General features: G+C 61.5%; 9 protein-coding genes. 5 read left to right on the forward strand and 4 right to left on the reverse strand.

All coding sequences use genetic code 11. From position 1 onward, the window contains the following. Positions 1–60: 60 nt before the first annotated feature. Positions 61–1,173 carry a DUF362 domain-containing protein gene (locus tag Q4I12_RS02965; protein WP_302260503.1) on the forward strand — a complete coding sequence of 371 codons (1,113 nt, stop codon included), beginning with the start codon at positions 61–63 and terminating at the stop codon, positions 1,171–1,173. 120 nt (positions 1,174–1,293) lie between these two features. Here Q4I12_RS02965 and Q4I12_RS02970 read toward each other — a convergent pair whose 3' ends face one another. Then, on the reverse strand, positions 1,294–2,106 hold the full coding sequence (locus Q4I12_RS02970) for a MinD/ParA family protein (RefSeq protein WP_302260505.1): 813 nt from the start codon (positions 2,104–2,106) through the stop codon (positions 1,294–1,296). Positions 2,107–2,672: 566 nt separating this feature from the next. On the opposite strand from Q4I12_RS02970, the gene Q4I12_RS02975 reads away from it, so the two are divergent. The 4 genes from Q4I12_RS02975 (at position 2,673) to Q4I12_RS02990 (ending at position 11,945) form a co-directional block, all read left to right on the forward strand. Continuing rightward, positions 2,673–8,885 carry an autotransporter outer membrane beta-barrel domain-containing protein gene (locus Q4I12_RS02975; RefSeq protein WP_302260506.1) on the forward strand — a complete coding sequence of 2,071 codons (6,213 nt, stop codon included), beginning with the start codon at positions 2,673–2,675 and terminating at the stop codon, positions 8,883–8,885. Positions 8,886–9,152: 267 nt separating this feature from the next. Beyond that, entirely contained in the window at positions 9,153–9,725 is a 573-nt protein-coding gene (locus tag Q4I12_RS02980; RefSeq protein ID WP_302260508.1) for an OmpH family outer membrane protein, read from the forward strand. 64 nt (positions 9,726–9,789) lie between these two features. Further along, positions 9,790–10,131, forward strand: coding sequence for a DUF3467 domain-containing protein (locus Q4I12_RS02985; RefSeq protein WP_302260509.1), 342 nt, complete (start codon positions 9,790–9,792; stop codon positions 10,129–10,131). Between the two features lie 275 nt (positions 10,132–10,406). Next, positions 10,407–11,945: a Na+/H+ antiporter NhaC family protein gene (locus tag Q4I12_RS02990; RefSeq protein WP_302260511.1), complete on the forward strand. Its 1,539-nt coding sequence runs from the start codon at positions 10,407–10,409 to the stop codon at positions 11,943–11,945. Positions 11,946–12,040: 95 nt separating this feature from the next. Here the strand turns inward: Q4I12_RS02990 and Q4I12_RS02995 are convergent, their stop codons facing one another. The 3 genes from Q4I12_RS02995 to hpsG all read right to left on the reverse strand — a co-directional run bounded on the left by Q4I12_RS02995 (position 12,041) and on the right by hpsG (position 17,110). Next, positions 12,041–13,453: a sigma-54 interaction domain-containing protein gene (locus Q4I12_RS02995; RefSeq protein ID WP_297137409.1), complete on the reverse strand. Its 1,413-nt coding sequence runs from the start codon at positions 13,451–13,453 to the stop codon at positions 12,041–12,043. Positions 13,454–13,536: 83 nt separating this feature from the next. Continuing rightward, positions 13,537–14,478, reverse strand: a complete 942-nt coding sequence (gene hpsH, locus Q4I12_RS03000; protein ID WP_204626005.1) for a (2S)-3-sulfopropanediol dehydratase activating enzyme — start codon at positions 14,476–14,478, stop codon at positions 13,537–13,539. 136 nt (positions 14,479–14,614) lie between these two features. Then, positions 14,615–17,110, reverse strand: a complete 2,496-nt coding sequence (gene hpsG, locus Q4I12_RS03005) for a (2S)-3-sulfopropanediol dehydratase (protein ID WP_302260514.1) — start codon at positions 17,108–17,110, stop codon at positions 14,615–14,617. Between the last annotated feature and the right edge of the window lie 243 nt (positions 17,111–17,353).

Consider the following 17,353-nt stretch of genomic DNA (forward strand, 5'->3'; position numbering starts at 1 on the left):
AACGTCCGCGCCGTCCTCCGGGGCGGCGCTCAACACCTCTACGCTGGAGAACAGACGACAATGAGCGCTTCCAAAGTCTATTTCTCCGACATGCGCTGCCCCGTGGGCACCGGCCTGCTGGACAAGCTGAAAAAACTGATCGAAAAGGCCGGCATCGACAGCATCGACATGGACAGCAAGTTCGTGGCCATCAAGATCCATTTCGGTGAGCCGGGCAACCTGTCCTTCCTGCGTCCCAACTTTGCCAAGATGGTGGCCGACAAGGTGACCTCCCTGGGCGGGCGCCCCTTCCTGACCGACTGCAACACCCTGTATGTGGGCCGCCGCAAGCACGCCCTGGAACACCTGGCCGCCGCGCAGGAAAACGGCTTTTCGCCCCTGAGCACCGGCTGCCAGATGATCATCGCCGACGGCCTCAAGGGCACCGACGAGATGGAAGTGCCCCTGGAAGGCTGTGACCACTTCCAGAGCGCCTTCATCGGCCGCGCCATCATGGACGCCGACATCTTCATCAGCCTGACCCACTTCAAGGGCCACGAGCTGACCGGCTTCGGCGGCGCCATCAAGAACATCGGCATGGGCTGCGGCAGCCGTGCGGGCAAGATGGCCATGCACAGCATCGGCAAGCCCGGCATCGACGCCGAAAAGTGCCGCGGCTGCAAGACCTGTACGCACTACTGCGCCCAGTCGGCCATCAGCATCGGCGAGGACCACAAGGCCCGCATCGACCATGACCTGTGCGCCGGCTGCGGCCGCTGCATCGGCGTGTGCAACTTCGACGCCATCAGCAATGCCTTCGACGCCGAGAGCACCATCCTCAACGAACGCATGGCCGAATACACCAAGGCCGTCATCCAGAACCGCCCGCACTTCCATGTGAGCATCGTCAACCAGGTCTCGCCCTACTGCGACTGCCACGCCGAGAACGACGCCGCCGTGGTGCCCGACATCGGCATGTTCGCCGGCTTCGACCCCGTGGCCCTGGACCACGCCTGTATCGACGCGGTCAACGCCGCGCCCGCCATCAGCACCAGCGTGCTGGGTCAGTGCGCCCACGAGCACAACGACCACTTCACCGACATCCATCCCAAGACCAACTGGCGCAGCCAGATCGAGCATGCCCGGAAGATCGGCATCGGCAACGTGGATTACGAGCTGGTGACCGTGAAGTAAGGACGGCCCCCTGCCCCCGCAGCCCGGGGACAGTTCATGCACGACAAAAAACGGCGTCTTTCGACGCCGTTTTTTTTATGGCCTTCCGTCCGGCCGCCGTCCGTCCCCGCAAGGGACGTCTCAGCGGTAGAGCAGTTTTTTCCAGAAGAATTTGATGTTGCCGTCGGCACTGGGAGCGGGCTCCCAGCGCAGGATGGTGTCCGCCATCTTTTCCAGCCCCCGGCAGACCGGGCTTTCCGGCAGGCAGCGGCAGAAGGGCTGCTGGCGCACCACGGCCTCGTGCACGCCGGGGTCGCGGGGCAGCACACCGGCCAGATCCAGCGAGACCCCGCCCAGGAAGTGGTCGCAGACGTCCGTGAGCCGCACGAACATCTCGCGGGCGCTCTTCATGTCCTGCGCCATGTTCACGCAGACCTGGAAGCGGTCCACGCCGTGCTGCGTCTTCAGCACCTTGATCAGGGCATAGGCGTCCGTCAGGGAGGTGGGTTCCGGGGTCAGGACGAGGAGACGTTCCTGCGCCGCCACATTGAAATAGAGCACGCTGTCGTTGATGCCCGCGCCCGTGTCCACGATGAGGAAATCCAGATCGTCCTCTAGCTCGTCCATGGCATCCAGCAGCTCCAGCTTCTGCCCCGGATTGAGCGCCAGCATCTCGCTGACACCCGACGAGGCGGGCAGGATGGAGAAGCCGTATTCCGTGGGCAGCAGGATGTCCCGCAGGGACGCCCCCTCATGGAACAGGTGGAAGATGTTCTTTTCGGGATGCAGGCCCAGCAGCACGTCCACATTGGCCAGCCCCAGGTCCGCGTCCAGAAGCAGCACGCGCTTGCCGCGCGCCGCCAGGGTCAGGGCCAGATTGACCGAGATATTGGTCTTGCCCACGCCCCCCTTGCCCGAGGTGACGGAAAATACCAGAGGATAACTGCTGTTCATGCGCGCTCCAGATGTCAGGTCTTGCCCTGACAGAGTACGATATCTGCCTGTCCCGTCAAGAGCATGGGGCGGGACCGGTCCGGGAACGGGGAGACCGGCAAAAAACGGGCGTGCCCCCGGCCCGATCGGCATCGGGACGGTTTTTCCCGTCCCTCCCCTCTGCGGGCACACGGGACAAAAGCCCGGCACATAAAATATGTGCCGGGCTTTCTTGAAAAAAATGCAATGTTGAGTGATCCAAAACGGTATGGCGGAAAAGTAGACTTTTTCGCCACGGTTACAGTAACAATAGTTCCACTCAGGTTATAAAGCAAGCTATAATCGTTTCATTTTTGTTTCGTAGAGCAATACCTTAAAATCAAAGACGATATTCTTACTATCGGTTTTTTATTCCATTCCACGGAATTTACCCTGCGGCATGCGCGTTCCCTGTCCTGACGGTATGGCGAAAAAGTCTACTTTATTGGCTGTCTGTCCTTAAGGATGCTATGGCGAAAAAGTCTACTTTTTCGCCACCGTCCCATGCGGACATGCGAACAATAAAACCAAGGATGGAGGATAGTTGCATGCAACTTACCAAGGGAGCCATCGGCAATCTGATCAACCGGTACAAGGCGGTGCTCAAAAAGTGCCACCTGATGAACACTTTCGGCAGCCTGGCTGTGGCCGGCATGCTGGTCATGGGCGGCGCCGGTGTGGCTGTGGCCGCGGATCCTGACAAGGCTCTGGAAGGGAAGAATAACTACGACCAGACCACCGTCAACAACCTCATGGGGGGCTGGCTGGTCAAGAGTGCTGAGACCACAGCTGCCGATGACATCACGCTGGAAGTCAAAGGCGGTACCATCAGCGAGATCATCGGCGGCAGCTACGTGCAGGCCAACTCCGCTTTCGATAACACGCTGACCCACGGCAACATCAGCACCACCATCAGTGGTTCGACCACTTCCTCCCAGTTCGTGGTGGGCGGCAGCAAGATCGCCAACAGCGAGAAGGCCAATCTGAAGACCGGCGATATTTCCCTGACCATCACCGGCGGTACGTTCGGCCAGAAAGATAGCGGTAAGAATACTGACTATGAACTGGTCATGGGCGGCAACTACCTCAAGGCCGACCTGAATGCCGATGATACCAGCAAGGCCGAAGCCGGCAACATCACCGTGAACATCAGCGGCGGCGAGTTCAAGACCTCCGTGACGGGCGGCAGTGTGGCCCATGTGTACGGCACTGGGGCTAACGCTCCCGCCCTCTCCGTCACCGACGCTTCCACTTCTGTGACCATCACCGGCGGCACCTTCGGGCAGTCCTATTCCACCGGCCTGGGGGCCATCAATCTCGATCCCTCCATCATCGGCGGCGGCCTGGCTCTCGTGAAAGGCGAGAAGGGCACGGCCACCAGCACCATCACCGGCAATACGCTGGTGACCATCAACGGCGAAAAAGTTGACATCAACGACAAAGTCCTCGGCGGCAGCCTGGCCCAGGGTAAGGGCGCCACGGTGACCATCGGCAAGGAAGGTGGCACGTCCACTTCCGCTGTTGTCGTGGAGAACGTCAAATCCGTGGGCGACCTGGTCGGTGGCAACATGACGGAAGGCGACGCAACAATGGAGGCTAAGGACGTCACCACTACCCTGCACGGCAACTCCTCTGTGACGGTCAAGGCCGGCAAGGTCGAGGGCGACATTATGGGCGGCAGCTATGCGCGTGGTGCCGGTACGGTGACCACCACCGGTAACACCAGCGTCGTGTTCAATGCTGCCAACTTCCCCACGGTGTCCCAGGCGGAATACATTGTGGGTGGCGACAAGGTACTTGGCAATGGCACGGCCACGGGCGAAATCAAGGGCACCTCTTCCGTCACGATCAATAATGATGCCTCGGTGACTACCGGTGCTGTGGTGGGCGGCAGCTTTAGCCGTGCGACGCCTGGTACGGCTGAAGCCACTGTGGCCAACAGCGTGGTGACCATCAACGGCGGCAAGAGCATCGCCGGTGTGGTGGGCGGCGGCCTGGCCGAGCATCTGACCGGTACTGGTAGCGCTAAGAGTGTTGTTGAAGGCACGTCCTCTGTCGTCATCAAGGACGGGACGGTGACCAACATCGTCTATACCAAGGGTTCCGGCGAAAAGGCGTCCAGCTACGCTGCCGTGGCTGGTGCGGGACTCGCCACTGGCGCCAATGCCACTGCTTCGGTCGAGAATTCCGTTGTGGTCATTGACGGTGCCGAGACCGTCATCAAGGGCAACAAGCCTGATAGTGGCAAAGATGGCTATTTCGATAAGGACAATGCCAAGGTCGTTGCCGGTGGCGTGGCCGTCGATGGCGGCACTGTTAATGTCACGAATACGTCGCTGACCATGAAGAATGGTACGGTGACGGGCGACCTGGTGGGCGGTAACCTTATCGACGGCGCAGGCAAGGCAGGGAATATTACGTCGACCAGTGTTGCTCTGACTGGCGGCACCCTTGACGGCGAAGTCATGGGCGGCAGCTACGTACGCGGCAGCAACACGTCTAACATTGATACGACCAATGTCCTCGTCAGCGGCGGAGAATTGCAGAGCGTTGACCACAAGGCCCAGTACGTTCTGGGTGGCGGCAAGGCCCTTGTTTATGCCGATGGTCAAAAGGCGAGTCTGACCATCGACACGACGAATGTGACCATCAGTGATTCCGTGAAGGTGCTGGGCGGCGGCGTTATCGGTGGCAGCCTCGCCAAAGGAACGGGCACCGGCAAGGCAACGGTGAGCGTGACCGAGGCGAATACGACGATCCTCGGCGGCACCAAAATCGCCGGTGTGGTCGGCGGTGGCGTCGCGGAAAACTATGGCGCTGCCACAGGCGATGTCTCCTCGTCAGTTACGGAAAGTCAGCTGACCATCAGTGGTGGAACCATCGATGCTCTGCGTTACGGGGCCCAAATCTCTGACGATGGAGAAACCGCAAGCAAGGCTGCCGTGGTAGGCGGCGGTGTGGCCAGCGCCAAGGGAGCTGGGACTATCACGTCCAGCGTCACCACCGCCAACACCACCATCAACGGCGGCACCATCAATGGCAATGTCTTTGCCGGTGGCGTGGCTGATGGCACCAGCGCCACGGCGAATGTGACCAATGCCAACCTGACCATCAGCGGCAATGCCGATATCCAGGGCAACATCCATGCCGGCGGTTATGCCCTCAATGACGGTACGGCCAGGGTGACGGATACCGCGACCGTGACCTTTGACGGCAACAGCAGCTTTGCCGGCAAGGTCTTTGGTCAGGGCCATGACGCAACCAGTAGCAACAAGGCGACAGTTAATAACAGCACTCTGGCCTTCACCAACTATACTGGTGAGTTCAATGGCCAGGTGGTCGGCTTCACCAAGCTGGATGTGGCCGAAGGTTCCACTTTGAAGCTGCAGACCCTGTCCACGGGCACTACTGCTGGGAAAGAGGCCGGGGTCTTCAACAACAAGGCTCTGACGCTCGCCGGTGCGGGTAATGTGGAAGCCGAGGCCGTTAACGTGGTGGCTGACAAGGGTCTCAGCGTTAAAAACGGTACCCTGACCGTCACCAACTCCCTGAAGAGTGCCGAGGACGGAAACGGTACGAAGGGCATCAATGTCAGCGACAATGGTGTACTCAGTGCGGCCAATAGGCTGCTCGTGAAGAAAGACGGAGAAAGCATCTCCACCGCTGATGGCCTGAAAAGGCTCTACCTGGGGCAGGGTGGTACGCTTGCTGTGACCGGTCTTAGCAGCATTTCCACGGCTGATATGCAGCAGTATCGTAACGTCTTGGTGGTTAATGACAGCACCGGCCTCATCAAGTACGAAGGTGCTGCCATCGAGATTTCTCGTGATGACAAGACTGACTCCGGTAACCTGAAAGGTTCCGTTGCCGAGGCTACCGGTGCGCTGCTGACGGATACCACTGTGGAATATGGTGGTCCTGGTTACACCGACACCACCACGATCAATGGCAATTACGGCGCCGGGACTGTCCTCATCAGCAATGCTGCTGATGGCAACCACACTGTCGATCTCAAGGGTGATCTGACCCTGCTTGGCGACGGCACAAATCTGATCACCGTGAAGGGCGATGGCACCCCCACGCTGTTCACGGTCAATGTGTCTGACGGCAAGGCCCTCAATCTGGGCTCCGCTGCCGCACCTTCCCTGGGCGGAAATCTGGGCGAGGCCCACATCACACTTGGTAACAACTCCAGCCTGAATGCGGTTGCAGGCAACTACACGGTGGGTGCCGTGACCGGTGGCGGCGTTGTGAGCAGCTCTGCCGGCGGCAACCTGGTCGCGGAAGTCATCGGTGAGGTCGGGAATGTCGGTGCTGTGAAGGCCAGCCAGGGCAGCATCCATTCCAATGGTCATATCCACACCGACACGCTGACCATTGAGGGCGGTGTGGTTTCCTCTGGCAGCGACATCTATGTCGACCAGCCCGTAAATGATATGAATGGCACCCTGACTGCCACGGGTAACATCAGCCTGCACGCGGGTGCTACCAGTGCCCGGGGGCAGATCGTGACCGATGGTGACCTTATCCTTGGGGAGGATATCACCAAGGCTGCCGACGGTCAGCTGACGCTGCGCGCCCAGCAGGGTACCATCGAAGCTGCTAACATCACCGCCACCAACGTGGCTGCCAAAAAGCTGGCGGCTTCCGGTGCCGTGGCTGTTGACGGTGGTGTTCTGAATCTGACGGGTACGGGTACGGATGCCAGCACGGTCAAAAGCCTGACGCTGACCAACGGTACCCAGGCCACAGTTGCTGACCTGAAGCTGACCGGGACGACCGGGACGACCGGGACGACCGGCACCATCACCGTCGGCTCCGAGTCTGACACGGTTGGTGGCACCACCCTGTCCGCCCAGCACATCGACCTCAACGGTGGCATGCTGCTGGTCGACCCGGCCTGGGGCCTGGCTTCCAGCAACGTGGCTGTGGAAAACCTGAGCGCTGGCGGCGCTACCGATGTGGTCGTCAACGGCCGCGTAGGCGTGGGCCAGAACTCTTACCTGGCTCTGGGCACCGCTGATACCGGCTGGCTGCCCGGCGTGGTAGGCAACTACACCAAGGGCGTGGGCCTGTCTAAAACGGGCATCACCGCCGCTCTGGGTGTCTTCAAGGGCATCGAGATCGCTGACGGTAAGGCCCTGGTCGTGAACGGTGGGCTGATGGATACGGCAACGAGTGCTGACCTGACGAATGCTGTCACCAATGCCACTGACGACTCCGCCACCTTCGCTGCCAACAGCCTGCTGGTGGTCAACGGTGCGAACATCTACGGCGACAAGGCTGCCATCAGCTTTAAAACCACGGGCACTCTCTCCGTGGCCGAAGGTGCCAAGCTGCTGGTCACCGATGCCGTGGCCGGTCAGGACTACACCATCGTGGGCAATGTTACGACGGTGCAGGACGGTACGAGTACTACTATCACAGACGGTGGGACTGTCTGGAAGACCGAAGGCCTGTCCACCACCACGGACATGATCTCGCTGGGCGATGCCAAGTTTGACAATACGGGCAAGAAGGTCACCACCTCCGCCGTGCGCAATGACGCCCATACCGTGTTCCCCAACCTGAGCGACGGCATGGCCAACGCGGTGAACGACCTGTATACCGGTCATGCCGGTGCCGCTGACCAGCCCAACTGGGACTACGCCGACGTCGATTCCGACCAGATGGGCGTGCGCTTCCTGAGCCGCGCCACGGACAACCGCTTCCTGGGCATGGACAAGAACGCCGCCGCTGAAAGCATCGAAAGTGCCGCCCGCATCGCCTTCGCTGGTGCCGCGCCGCAGATGACCAAGATGGCTTCCGATGCGGGCACCAATGCCGTGGTCAACCGTCTGGGCTTCGCCAATCCCGCTGACGGCGCCCAGGCCATGGACGCCGAAGGCAAGATCGTGGATCGCAACACCACCGGCTTCGCCCTCTGGATCGCGCCCCTGTGGCAGAGCCAGCACGGCTGGGGCCTGGATGCCGACAACATGGACTACGGCTTCAACGGCAATCTGGGCGGCGTTTCCCTGGGTGCCGACTACACCTTCGAGAACGCCATCCGCGCCGGTATCACCTTCAACATCGGTGGCGGTTACGCCGAATCCTCCGGCGGCGACCTCAGCAGCACCGAGAACCGCATGAACTTCTGGGGCCTCGGCGCGTACGCCGGCTGGAATTACGAAAACTTCGGCGTCATGGCCGACGTGTCGTACACCAGCACCTGGAACCAGCTCAAGCAGGATCTCGACAGCCGTCTGGGCATGGGCAACAAGCTCGAAGCCGACGTGCAGGCCAGCGCCATCAGTGCCGGTCTGCGGGCCGAGTATCTGCTGCAGACCAGCGCGATGGACATCATCCCGCACATCGGCGTGCGCTACATGAGCCTCAACACCTGGGGCTATGACGTGGAAGCCAATGGCGGCAACGTGCTGGAAGGCGACAGCCTCCACCAGGACATCTGGACCTTCCCCATCGGCGTGACCTTCAGCAAGGACTTCGCCCTGGACAGCGGCTGGAGCTTCAAGCCCAGCCTGGACTTCACCGTGATCCCGGCCGCCGGCGACATCAAGGCCAAGCACGATGTGCACTTCACCGGCCTGCCCGGCACCTATGAAGTGGAGACCCAGATGATGGATTACCTCACCTGGCAGGGCGGCGTCGGTCTGGAACTGGCCAACGACAACATGAGCATCGGCGTGAACTACACGCTGCAGACCGGTCAGCACACCACCGGTCACGGCGTGTTCGGCAGCTTCCGCTACGAGTTCTAGGCCCTGATGCTTTAACCCATCAAACCGGGCGGTGGCCGGAAAGAGAGTCCCGGCCACCGCACCTTTTGACGCCGCCCTGTATCCAGCCTTCCCGGGGCGGCGTTTTTATTGGCCGTGCCGGGCCCCGAAACGGGAAGGAGCATTTTGCAAAAAACGGCTATCCCGTAAAAATTTCGACGCACCATCCAACGCTCACATGCCGGCCGCCCATACGCGGCGCGCCACGTCCGGCCCCGGCCGGATCGCATACCATCACAAGGAGACATCATGCCCCGTTTTCCCCGTTTTCTTTCCGGTCTCGCCCTTATGCTGGCCCTGCCCCTGTCCGGTTGCCTGGATACCGGCCCGGACGTGGTCTGCGTGGATGTGGACCGTGTCCTCAGCCAGTCCAGGGCCGCGCAGCAGGCCAACGAACACCTGGCCAAAGTCCAGGCCATCCTGCAGAACGGTCTGGATGTCTATCAGGAAGAACTGAAGAAAAGCCCTGAAGAAAAACGCGAGCAGGAACTGCGTCAGGGCCTGGCCGTGCTGCAGCGCCAGCTGGCGCTGGAACAGGCCGCCGCCCGTGACGTGGTCAGCAAGCACATGCTGGCCAGGATCGAAGCCTGGCGCGCCGACAAGGGCGACGTGGCCGTCATCGCCCGCCAGAACGTCCTTTCCGCTCCTGCGTCCATGGACATCACCGCCGAGATCATCAGCCGTATGGACGCCGGCAGTGTGCAGTTCGCCGAGCTGCCCAAGGTCAGCATCCGTACCCATGCCGACGGCCCCGACGAAAAGGCCGGCAAGGAAGAAAAGACCGGCAAGAACGACAAGGGCGCCAAAAACGAAAAGAAGTAGAAGAGAAGCAACAAAGAAACAGAAGAATTTCTTGCCCGTCACAACCAGACAGGAGGATATCCCCATGCCCGCTCTGAAAAAGACCCCCGCCAACAGCCATGCCCCTGAACAGCAGCCCGAACAGCAGCCCGAACAGCGTACCGAACAGCAGCTGCGCGTGACCATGCTGCCGGCCCCCGCTCTGGAAACCATTTACGCCAATGCCTTCCAGACAAACTACTCCCACGGCGAGATCCTGCTCACGGCCTGCGTGAGCCGCAACGAACAGGACCAGCAGGGCCCGGTGCTGGCCGTGCAGCCGCAAAAGGCCATCGGCATGAGCCCCGAAAGCGCCAAACGCCTGGCCGCCGCGCTGGTGCAGACCATCCAGCAGTATGAGGCCCAGTACGGCGAGATCAGCCTGTAGCCCGCGCCTTCCGCATCTTTTCTGATACGCCGGATAACAACGCCTGTGGACAGTCCACAGGCGTTTTTTCGTGACAGGCTCCGCGACGGCCCGCCCCGAGGCCCATCCGTTCCGTTTTTTCCGGCCGTTTTGTATTGCCGCTCCAAAGCGCGCATGATATGCTTCCACGAACGCAGTCCAGCGCGACCGAGAAGATCACGCGCCGGCGGGGGATGCATGCCGGTAAGCCGTATGCGGCGCTGCGCCTTCCAGACCTTCAAGACAGGAGCATGTTCATGGATCCGTTTGACGCGGGTTGGCTCTCTCTGCTGCCGCCCATCATCGCCATCACCCTGGCCCTGATCACCAAGGAAGTCATTTCCTCCCTCTTCCTCGGTATTCTCAGCGGCACCGTCATCTATTGCCTGGGCATGGGCACGGGCGACCTGATCATCAAGCCCGTGGAGATCGCCTTCACCACCATGGTGAACAAGGTCGATTTCAACATCATCATCTTCTGTACCCTGCTGGGCGCGCTGGTGTTCACCATCTCGCGTGCCGGCGGTACCCGTGCCTACGGCAACTGGGCCACCAGGCGCATCAAGAGCAAGCGCGTGGCCATGCTCTCCACCGGCGGCCTGGGCGCCTTCATCTTCATCGACGATTATTTCAACTGCCTCACCGTGGGCACGGTCATGCGCCCGGTGACGGACCGTTACAAGATCTCCCGCGCCAAGCTGGCCTACATCATCGACGCCACCGCCGCCCCCATCTGCATCATCGCGCCCATCTCCAGCTGGGCCGCCGCCGTGGGCAGCAACCTGAAAGCCACCGGCGCCTTTGAAAGCGACTTTGCCGCCTTCGTGGCCACCATCCCCTACAACTTCTACGCCCTGTTCTCCATCATCATGGTGGTCATGGTCTGCCTGGGCAACTTCGACTTCGGCCCCATGCGCAAGGCCGAACTGCGCGCCCAGCAGGGCGAACTGGGCAACGTGGACGCCGAACAGGCCGAGATGGGCGCCAGCGCCAAGGGCCACCTGATGGACATGCTCGTGCCCATCGGCAGCCTGATCGTCTTCGCCGTGCTGGCCCTGCTCTACAGCGGCGGCTACTGGGGCAGCGATCCCGCCTACCACACCCTGGCGGCGGCCTTCGGTAACAGCAGCGCCTCCAAGGCCCTGGTCTGGGCCTCCTTCGGTGCCATCACCGTGGCCTTCTTCATGTTCGTGCCCAGAGGGCTCATGAGCCTCAAGTCCTTCATGGACTGCGCCGGCGAAGGCATGAAGGCCATGATGCCCGCCAACACCATCCTGGTGCTGGCCTGGGCCATCAGCGGCGTGTGCCGTGACCTGCTGCAGACCCCGCTCTTCGTCAAGACCATGGTGGCCGACGGCGGCATCTCCGGCGGCCTGCTGCCCGCCATCATCTTCGTGGTGGCCGGTTTCCTGAGCTTCTCCACCGGTACCGCCTGGGGTACCTTCGGCATCCTGATCCCCATCGTGGTGCCCGTTGCCCAGGCCGTGGATCCCAACCTGGTGCTGGTCTGCCTGTCCGCCACCCTGGCCGGCAGCGTCTTCGGCGACCACTGCTCGCCCATCTCCGACACCACCATCCTGTCCAGTGCCGGCGCCGGTTGCGCCCATCTGGAACACGTCTCCACACAAATGCTCTATGCCTGTGTGGTGGCGGCCAGCAGCACGGTGGGCTATGTGGTCTCCGGCCTCACCCACGGCAGCCTGCTGCCCGGCTTCGCGTCCGGCCTGATCTTCATGGTGGTGACCATGCTGGTGCTGCGCCGGCGCAACAAGCAAAAGGACGCTGCCCAGGCCTAGCCGGGCTTTCCGCGATACCGACGAAAAAGGCGCTTCCCCTCGGGGAAGCGCCTTTTTTGCGTCATGCGAACGATCAAGCCGGGAGGAAGACGGCATCAGGAAGCCGAACCGGCATCCTCGTCCTTGTCGTGTCCCTTGCTGCCCTGCAGCTTGCGGAAGATGGTGCTGCGGTTGACCTGGAACAGCTCCGAGACCCGGCGGACGGAACCGTGCACCTCGATGGCCCGGCGCAAAAAGTCCCGCTCCATGTCGGCGATGATCTCGCGCAGGGGCCGGGCCTGCATGAGCACGGCATCCAGATGGCCGCCGCTCTCGTCGTGCAGGCCGCTGATGTTGGACGGCAGGTCGCGGGGCGAGATGCGGGGCCCCTGGCGGGTGATGACCAGGCTGTGGACCAGGTTCTGCAATTCGCGCACGTTGCCCGGCCAGCGGTACTGGGCCAGCATGTCCAGCGTGATGTCCATGAAGGCCAGCTTTTTGCGGTATTTGGTGGTGTACTGGCGCAGGAAGAGCTCCGCCAGCACGCGCACGTCCTCGGGCCGCTCGCGCAGGGGCGGGATGCGGACCGTGCCCACGTTGAGACGGTAGAACAGGTCACGGCGGAAGGTGCCCGCCTCCACGCATTCCTCAAGGTTGCGGTTGGTGGCGGCGATGATGCGCACATCCACCTTGCGGGGCTGGGAGCTGCCCACGCGCACGATCTCGTTGTCCTGCAGCACGCGCAACAGGCGCGTCTGCATGGAAAGGGGCAGCTCGCCCACTTCATCGAGGAAGATGGTGCTGCCGTCGGCGATCTCGAAATAGCCGGGCTTGCCCTTGCTGGACGCACCGGTGAAGGCACCGGGCACATAACCGAAGATTTCCGATTCCGTCAGGGTCTCGGAGATGCCGCCGCAGTCCACCTTGAGCAGGATCTTGTCCTTGCGGCGGCTCCAGCGGTGGGTCAGGCGGGCGAACACGTCCTTGCCCACGCCGGTCTCGCCCATGATGAGCACGGTGGCGTCCGTGCTGGCGTAGCGCTTGAGCTCCATGGCCACCGACTGCATGGCGCTGCTGGAGAAGACCGGTTCCAGGTCGCGCCCCTGGGATTGGGCCACGAAGGCCAGCTTGTCGTTGATCTCCTTGATGAGCTTGCGCTGCTCGCCGGTCTGCTCGTTGAGCTCGGCCAGGCGGGTCTCGTCGCGCACGAAGGTGACCACCAGACAGACGCGCCCCTTGTCGTCAAAAACGGGCGACCCGGAGATGACCACGTTCTTGCCGTCCTTGAGCTTCTGCATATAGGTGGCGGGCTTGCCCGTGCGCACCACTTCGGGGTTCAGGGCCAGGTCGAAAAAGCCTTCGCTGACCAGGTCGCGCACGTTCTTGCCCCGCAGGTCCCGGGCAGGCACCCCCACCAGATCGGCATACATCTGGTTCACATACAGGGTGGTGCCCATGGCGTCGGAAATGAAAACACCGTCGGAAATGGTATCGAGGATGGAAGTGAAGAATTTGTGCCAGTTGACCATATCCGCTCCTTGAGAAGGCAGAGGAGGCAAAAAAAGGGCCCGTCCCCGAAAGACGGACCCTTTACGGTTGCGGAAAGCCCGGCCTAACGGGGGATGACGACGCGGTCCCCCAGCGTGGCGACGGCGATCTTCTGCAGGGCGGCAAACTTTTTGTCGTCCAGCGTCACGTCGCCCATGGGGGGCACACGGTCCAGGAAGGTGTACTTCTGCGTGCCCAGACGGTGATAGGGCAGCATCTCGTACTTCACATGCTCGAAAGGCTTGAGGAAGTCGCAGATGGCCTTGATGTCCGGGCCATGATCGTTGAACCCGGGAATGACGGGCGTACGGGCCGTGATGGGCAGGTCCGGGAACTCCGTCACCAGGGTCTGGAAATTCTTCAGGATGAGGTCGTTGGGCATGCCGGTGTGCTTTTTGTGCACTTCGGGATCCATGTGCTTGATGTCGAACAGCACATAGTTGAGGTACTGGGCCGCCTCACGCACCACATCGGTGGGGACGAGACCACAGGTCTCGATGCAGGTCTTCACACGGCGCTCACGGGCCAGGCGCAGCAGGTTGAGGGCAAATTCGCTCTGCAACAGGGGCTCGCCGCCGGAGATGGTCATGCCGCCACCGGAGCGAGCATAAAACATGGCATCTTCCTGCGCAACCTTGAGGGCCTCGGCCACGGTGTAGGGCTTGCCGTAGACGATGATCCCCTGGGCCGGACAGGCTTCGGCACAGGGCATGTCCTTGCAGCCCACGCATTTGCTGCGGTCGATGGCCACGAAGCCGTCCTCGCGACGGGACAGGGCGCCGTTGGGACAGGCCTTGAAGCAGCGGGTGCACTTGTCCGTCCCCAGGCAGCGGCCCTGGTTGTAGGCCAGCTCCGGTTCCCTGTGCTGGGATTCCGGGTTGCTGCACCAGCGGCAGCGCAGACCGCAGCCCTTGGTGAAGACGATGGTACGGATGCCGGGACCATCATGCACGGAATATTTCTGGATATTGAAAACGAGGCCGCGCGCGTTGTTGTTTTCGATCACGGGGTCACCGCCGGAGATGTTGAAGGTTGACGAAGGGAGAGCTGAAAAAACGCCAAGGCCTCCGGCCTCCCCGCAGGGCAGCCGGAGGCGGTGCAGGCCGGCGGCGGCACGAGGCCGCCGCCGTTGGTAACCGGAACTAGATGGTGTCGTGTTCGGTACGGGCGATGAGGTCGTTCTGCAGGTCGGGGGACAGGTCCACGAAGTAGGCGCTGTAACCGGCGATACGCACGATCAGGTTGCGGTACTTCTGGGGATCCTTCTGGGCGGCCAGCAGGGTGCTCTTGTTCACCACGTTGAACTGCACGTGCCACAGCTTCAGGTCGCAGAAGGTGCGGATGAAGGACACGAGCTTTTCGGTGCCCTGTTCGCCTTCCACGCACTTGGGCGTGAACTTGATGTTCAGCATGCGGGCGAAGCGGTCGCGCATGCCCATGTTCTTGGTGTTGTAGTTGGACAGCAGGACGGCGGTGGGACCGTTGACGTCGGCGCCGTGGGAAGCGGAGGAACCGTCAGACAGCGGGAACCAGTCCACGCGGCCGTTGGGGGTAGCGGACACCACCTTGCCGAAGGGCACGTGAGAGGTGAAGGGCACGTAGCGCACGTTGTAGTGCATGCCCAGGTCCTTCTGGCTGTACTTGGCAGCGAATTCCACGGACAGGCGGTCGATCTCGTGACCGATGCTGTCGGCGTAGGGATCGTTGTTGCCGTAGCAGGGAGCGGACTTCAGCAGGGCCTTCACGTCTTCGTAGCCTTCGAAGTTGGCGTCGATGGCCTTGATGACTTCGTCCATGGTCAGCTTCTTGTCTTCAAACACCAGCTTCTTGATGGCGGACAGGGAGTCCACCACGGTGCCCAGGCCCATGTATTCGAAGTAACCGAAGTCGACGCCTTCGGGGATGTGGGTCTGGTGCAGGTCGATGCAGTGCTTCATGCACAGGTCGTGCATGGCGGAGCCCATGGGCTGGGCGAAGTGCTGGGCACGCAGGTTGTTGACGATGTACTGCTGGGTGAAGGCGGTACGCAGGAACAGCATGTGCTGCTTCACATAGGCGTTCCAGAATTCGTCCCAGGTCTTGAAGTTGCGGGGATCGCCGGTTTCTTCGCCCAGCACGATGTCGCCGTACTTCTTCATGCGGCCGTTACGCAGCACCATTTCCACAGCAGCGGCGAAGTTGATGTAGGCACCGCCGGAGGTGAAGGTGTCGCGGTTGGGCATACGGGCTTCGGTGCAGCCGGACACGGCGTAGTCCAGGGCTTCTTCGAAGGTGGCACCCTTGGCCACGTACAGGGGCACGACTTCTTCGTCGTTGATCAGTTTGGGGAAGCCGGAGCCGTCCTTGATGGTCTCGGCCACGTCCCACAGGTAGCTTTCAGGCGAGCGGCTGTGGATACGGGCGGCCAGGTCGGGGTAGTGCAGCGGGAACTCGCGCTTGGACTTCAGGATCAGGTGGGTCAGTTCGTTGGTGGCGTCGCGGCCGTCGGGGGTCTGGCCACCCACGGTCACGGCTTCCCAGTGAGCGTAACCTTCGTTGAAGGCGCCGCCGCAGGGAGAGATGTACATGTCGATGAATTCGGCCATGCCCACCCACATGCATTCCAGCAGTTCGATGGCCTTCTTGTTGTCCAGGCTGCCGTTTTCGATGTCCTGCTGGTAGTAGGGATACAGGTACTGGTCCATACGACCGTTGGAGATGGTGGTACCGGTCTTCTGTTCGATACGGGAGAACATCTGCACGAACCACTGGCTCTGGCAGGCTTCCCAGAAGTCGCGGGCGGGTTCGCCGGGCACGCGTTCGGCGTTGGCGGCCATGCGCAGCAGTTCGGCCTTGCGGACGGGATCGTCGGTCTTTTCGGCCACCTTGCGGGCTTCGTCAGCGTGGCGCTTGGCCCACAGCACGATGGCGTCGCACACGATCACGACGGCATCCAGGAAGGGCTTCTTTTCGCACATGTCCTTGGCGCTGGCGGGATCGAGGGCGGCCAGCTTTTCCTGGGCCTCGCGCTTGATGCCGTTGAAGCCGCGGGTCAGGATCTTGCCGTAGTCATGCACCCACTGGATGGAGGAACGGAAAGAAGAGGTTTCGTTGACGATGAAGCGGGAGATCAGGCCCTGGGGATCGTCGTAGGTCAGCTTGTGGATTTCCGGAGGCAGAGCGGCGGCCAGAGCTTCGTGGTAGGTCTTGCCCTTCCAGTAAGGAGCGATCTCTTCGATCACGCGCTTGGCGTCTTCAGCGGTGATGGTGGCGGGAGAGGTGGCGCGGGTGGGCAGGTCTTTCACGGCCATGTCCAGGAAGTCGCCGTCCAGTTCGGGGTACAGGATGCCGTAACGGCCGTCGCAGCCGGCGCGGCCCAGCAGCAGCTGGTCGTCCTGCACGTACACGGTGATGTTCTGGGCGATGTGCATCAGAGCCTTGGCCCAGCGCAGCACCAGGGGCTGGCCTTCGGTTTCCTGCATGGACTGGGTGAAGTACAGGGCGCGTTCGATGTCGATGCGGGGCTTCATGCCGTCGAAGCGTTCCAGCATGCGGAACACGCGCTCGTGGGTGGCGCGGAAACGGTCGACCTTGCCTTCGATCTTGTCGAGCAGGCGCTGTTCCTGGGGGGATCTGCATTCGCAAACGGTCTGAGACATATCTGTTCTCCTCTTGAAAAGGTGTTTGACATATTTCGCGACGAATCGCTTGCGAAATAAATAGCAATGCCTGTGCCATTTTGGTAACATATTGATTTTTTAATATATTTTTTTTATCCCCCCAGCGAATATATCAAAATGATGCAATTTTGCGTCTAAAATTTTTTTTCACAGCCTCTCCAGAGGACGATGATGCCAAAATGCACCATTTCTACGCCTATGAAAGTCGCGCCAAATGCGGTG

Source organism: Desulfovibrio piger (assembly GCF_951793255.1).
Taxonomy (GTDB): domain Bacteria; phylum Desulfobacterota; class Desulfovibrionia; order Desulfovibrionales; family Desulfovibrionaceae; genus Desulfovibrio.

Coding starts and splice junctions, on each gene's coding strand:
- Q4I12_RS02970 (WP_302260505.1), bottom strand. CDS start 2,106: ATGAACAGCAGTTATCCTCTGGTATTTTCCGTCACCTCGGGCAAGGGG.
- Q4I12_RS02980 (WP_302260508.1), top strand. CDS start 9,153: ATGCCCCGTTTTCCCCGTTTTCTTTCCGGTCTCGCCCTTATGCTGGCC.
- Q4I12_RS02995 (WP_297137409.1), bottom strand. CDS start 13,453: ATGGTCAACTGGCACAAATTCTTCACTTCCATCCTCGATACCATTTCC.
- Q4I12_RS02985 (WP_302260509.1), top strand. CDS start 9,790: ATGCCCGCTCTGAAAAAGACCCCCGCCAACAGCCATGCCCCTGAACAG.
- Q4I12_RS02975 (WP_302260506.1), top strand. CDS start 2,673: ATGCAACTTACCAAGGGAGCCATCGGCAATCTGATCAACCGGTACAAG.
- Q4I12_RS02990 (WP_302260511.1), top strand. CDS start 10,407: ATGGATCCGTTTGACGCGGGTTGGCTCTCTCTGCTGCCGCCCATCATC.
- Q4I12_RS02965 (WP_302260503.1), top strand. CDS start 61: ATGAGCGCTTCCAAAGTCTATTTCTCCGACATGCGCTGCCCCGTGGGC.
- hpsG (WP_302260514.1), bottom strand. CDS start 17,110: ATGTCTCAGACCGTTTGCGAATGCAGATCCCCCCAGGAACAGCGCCTG.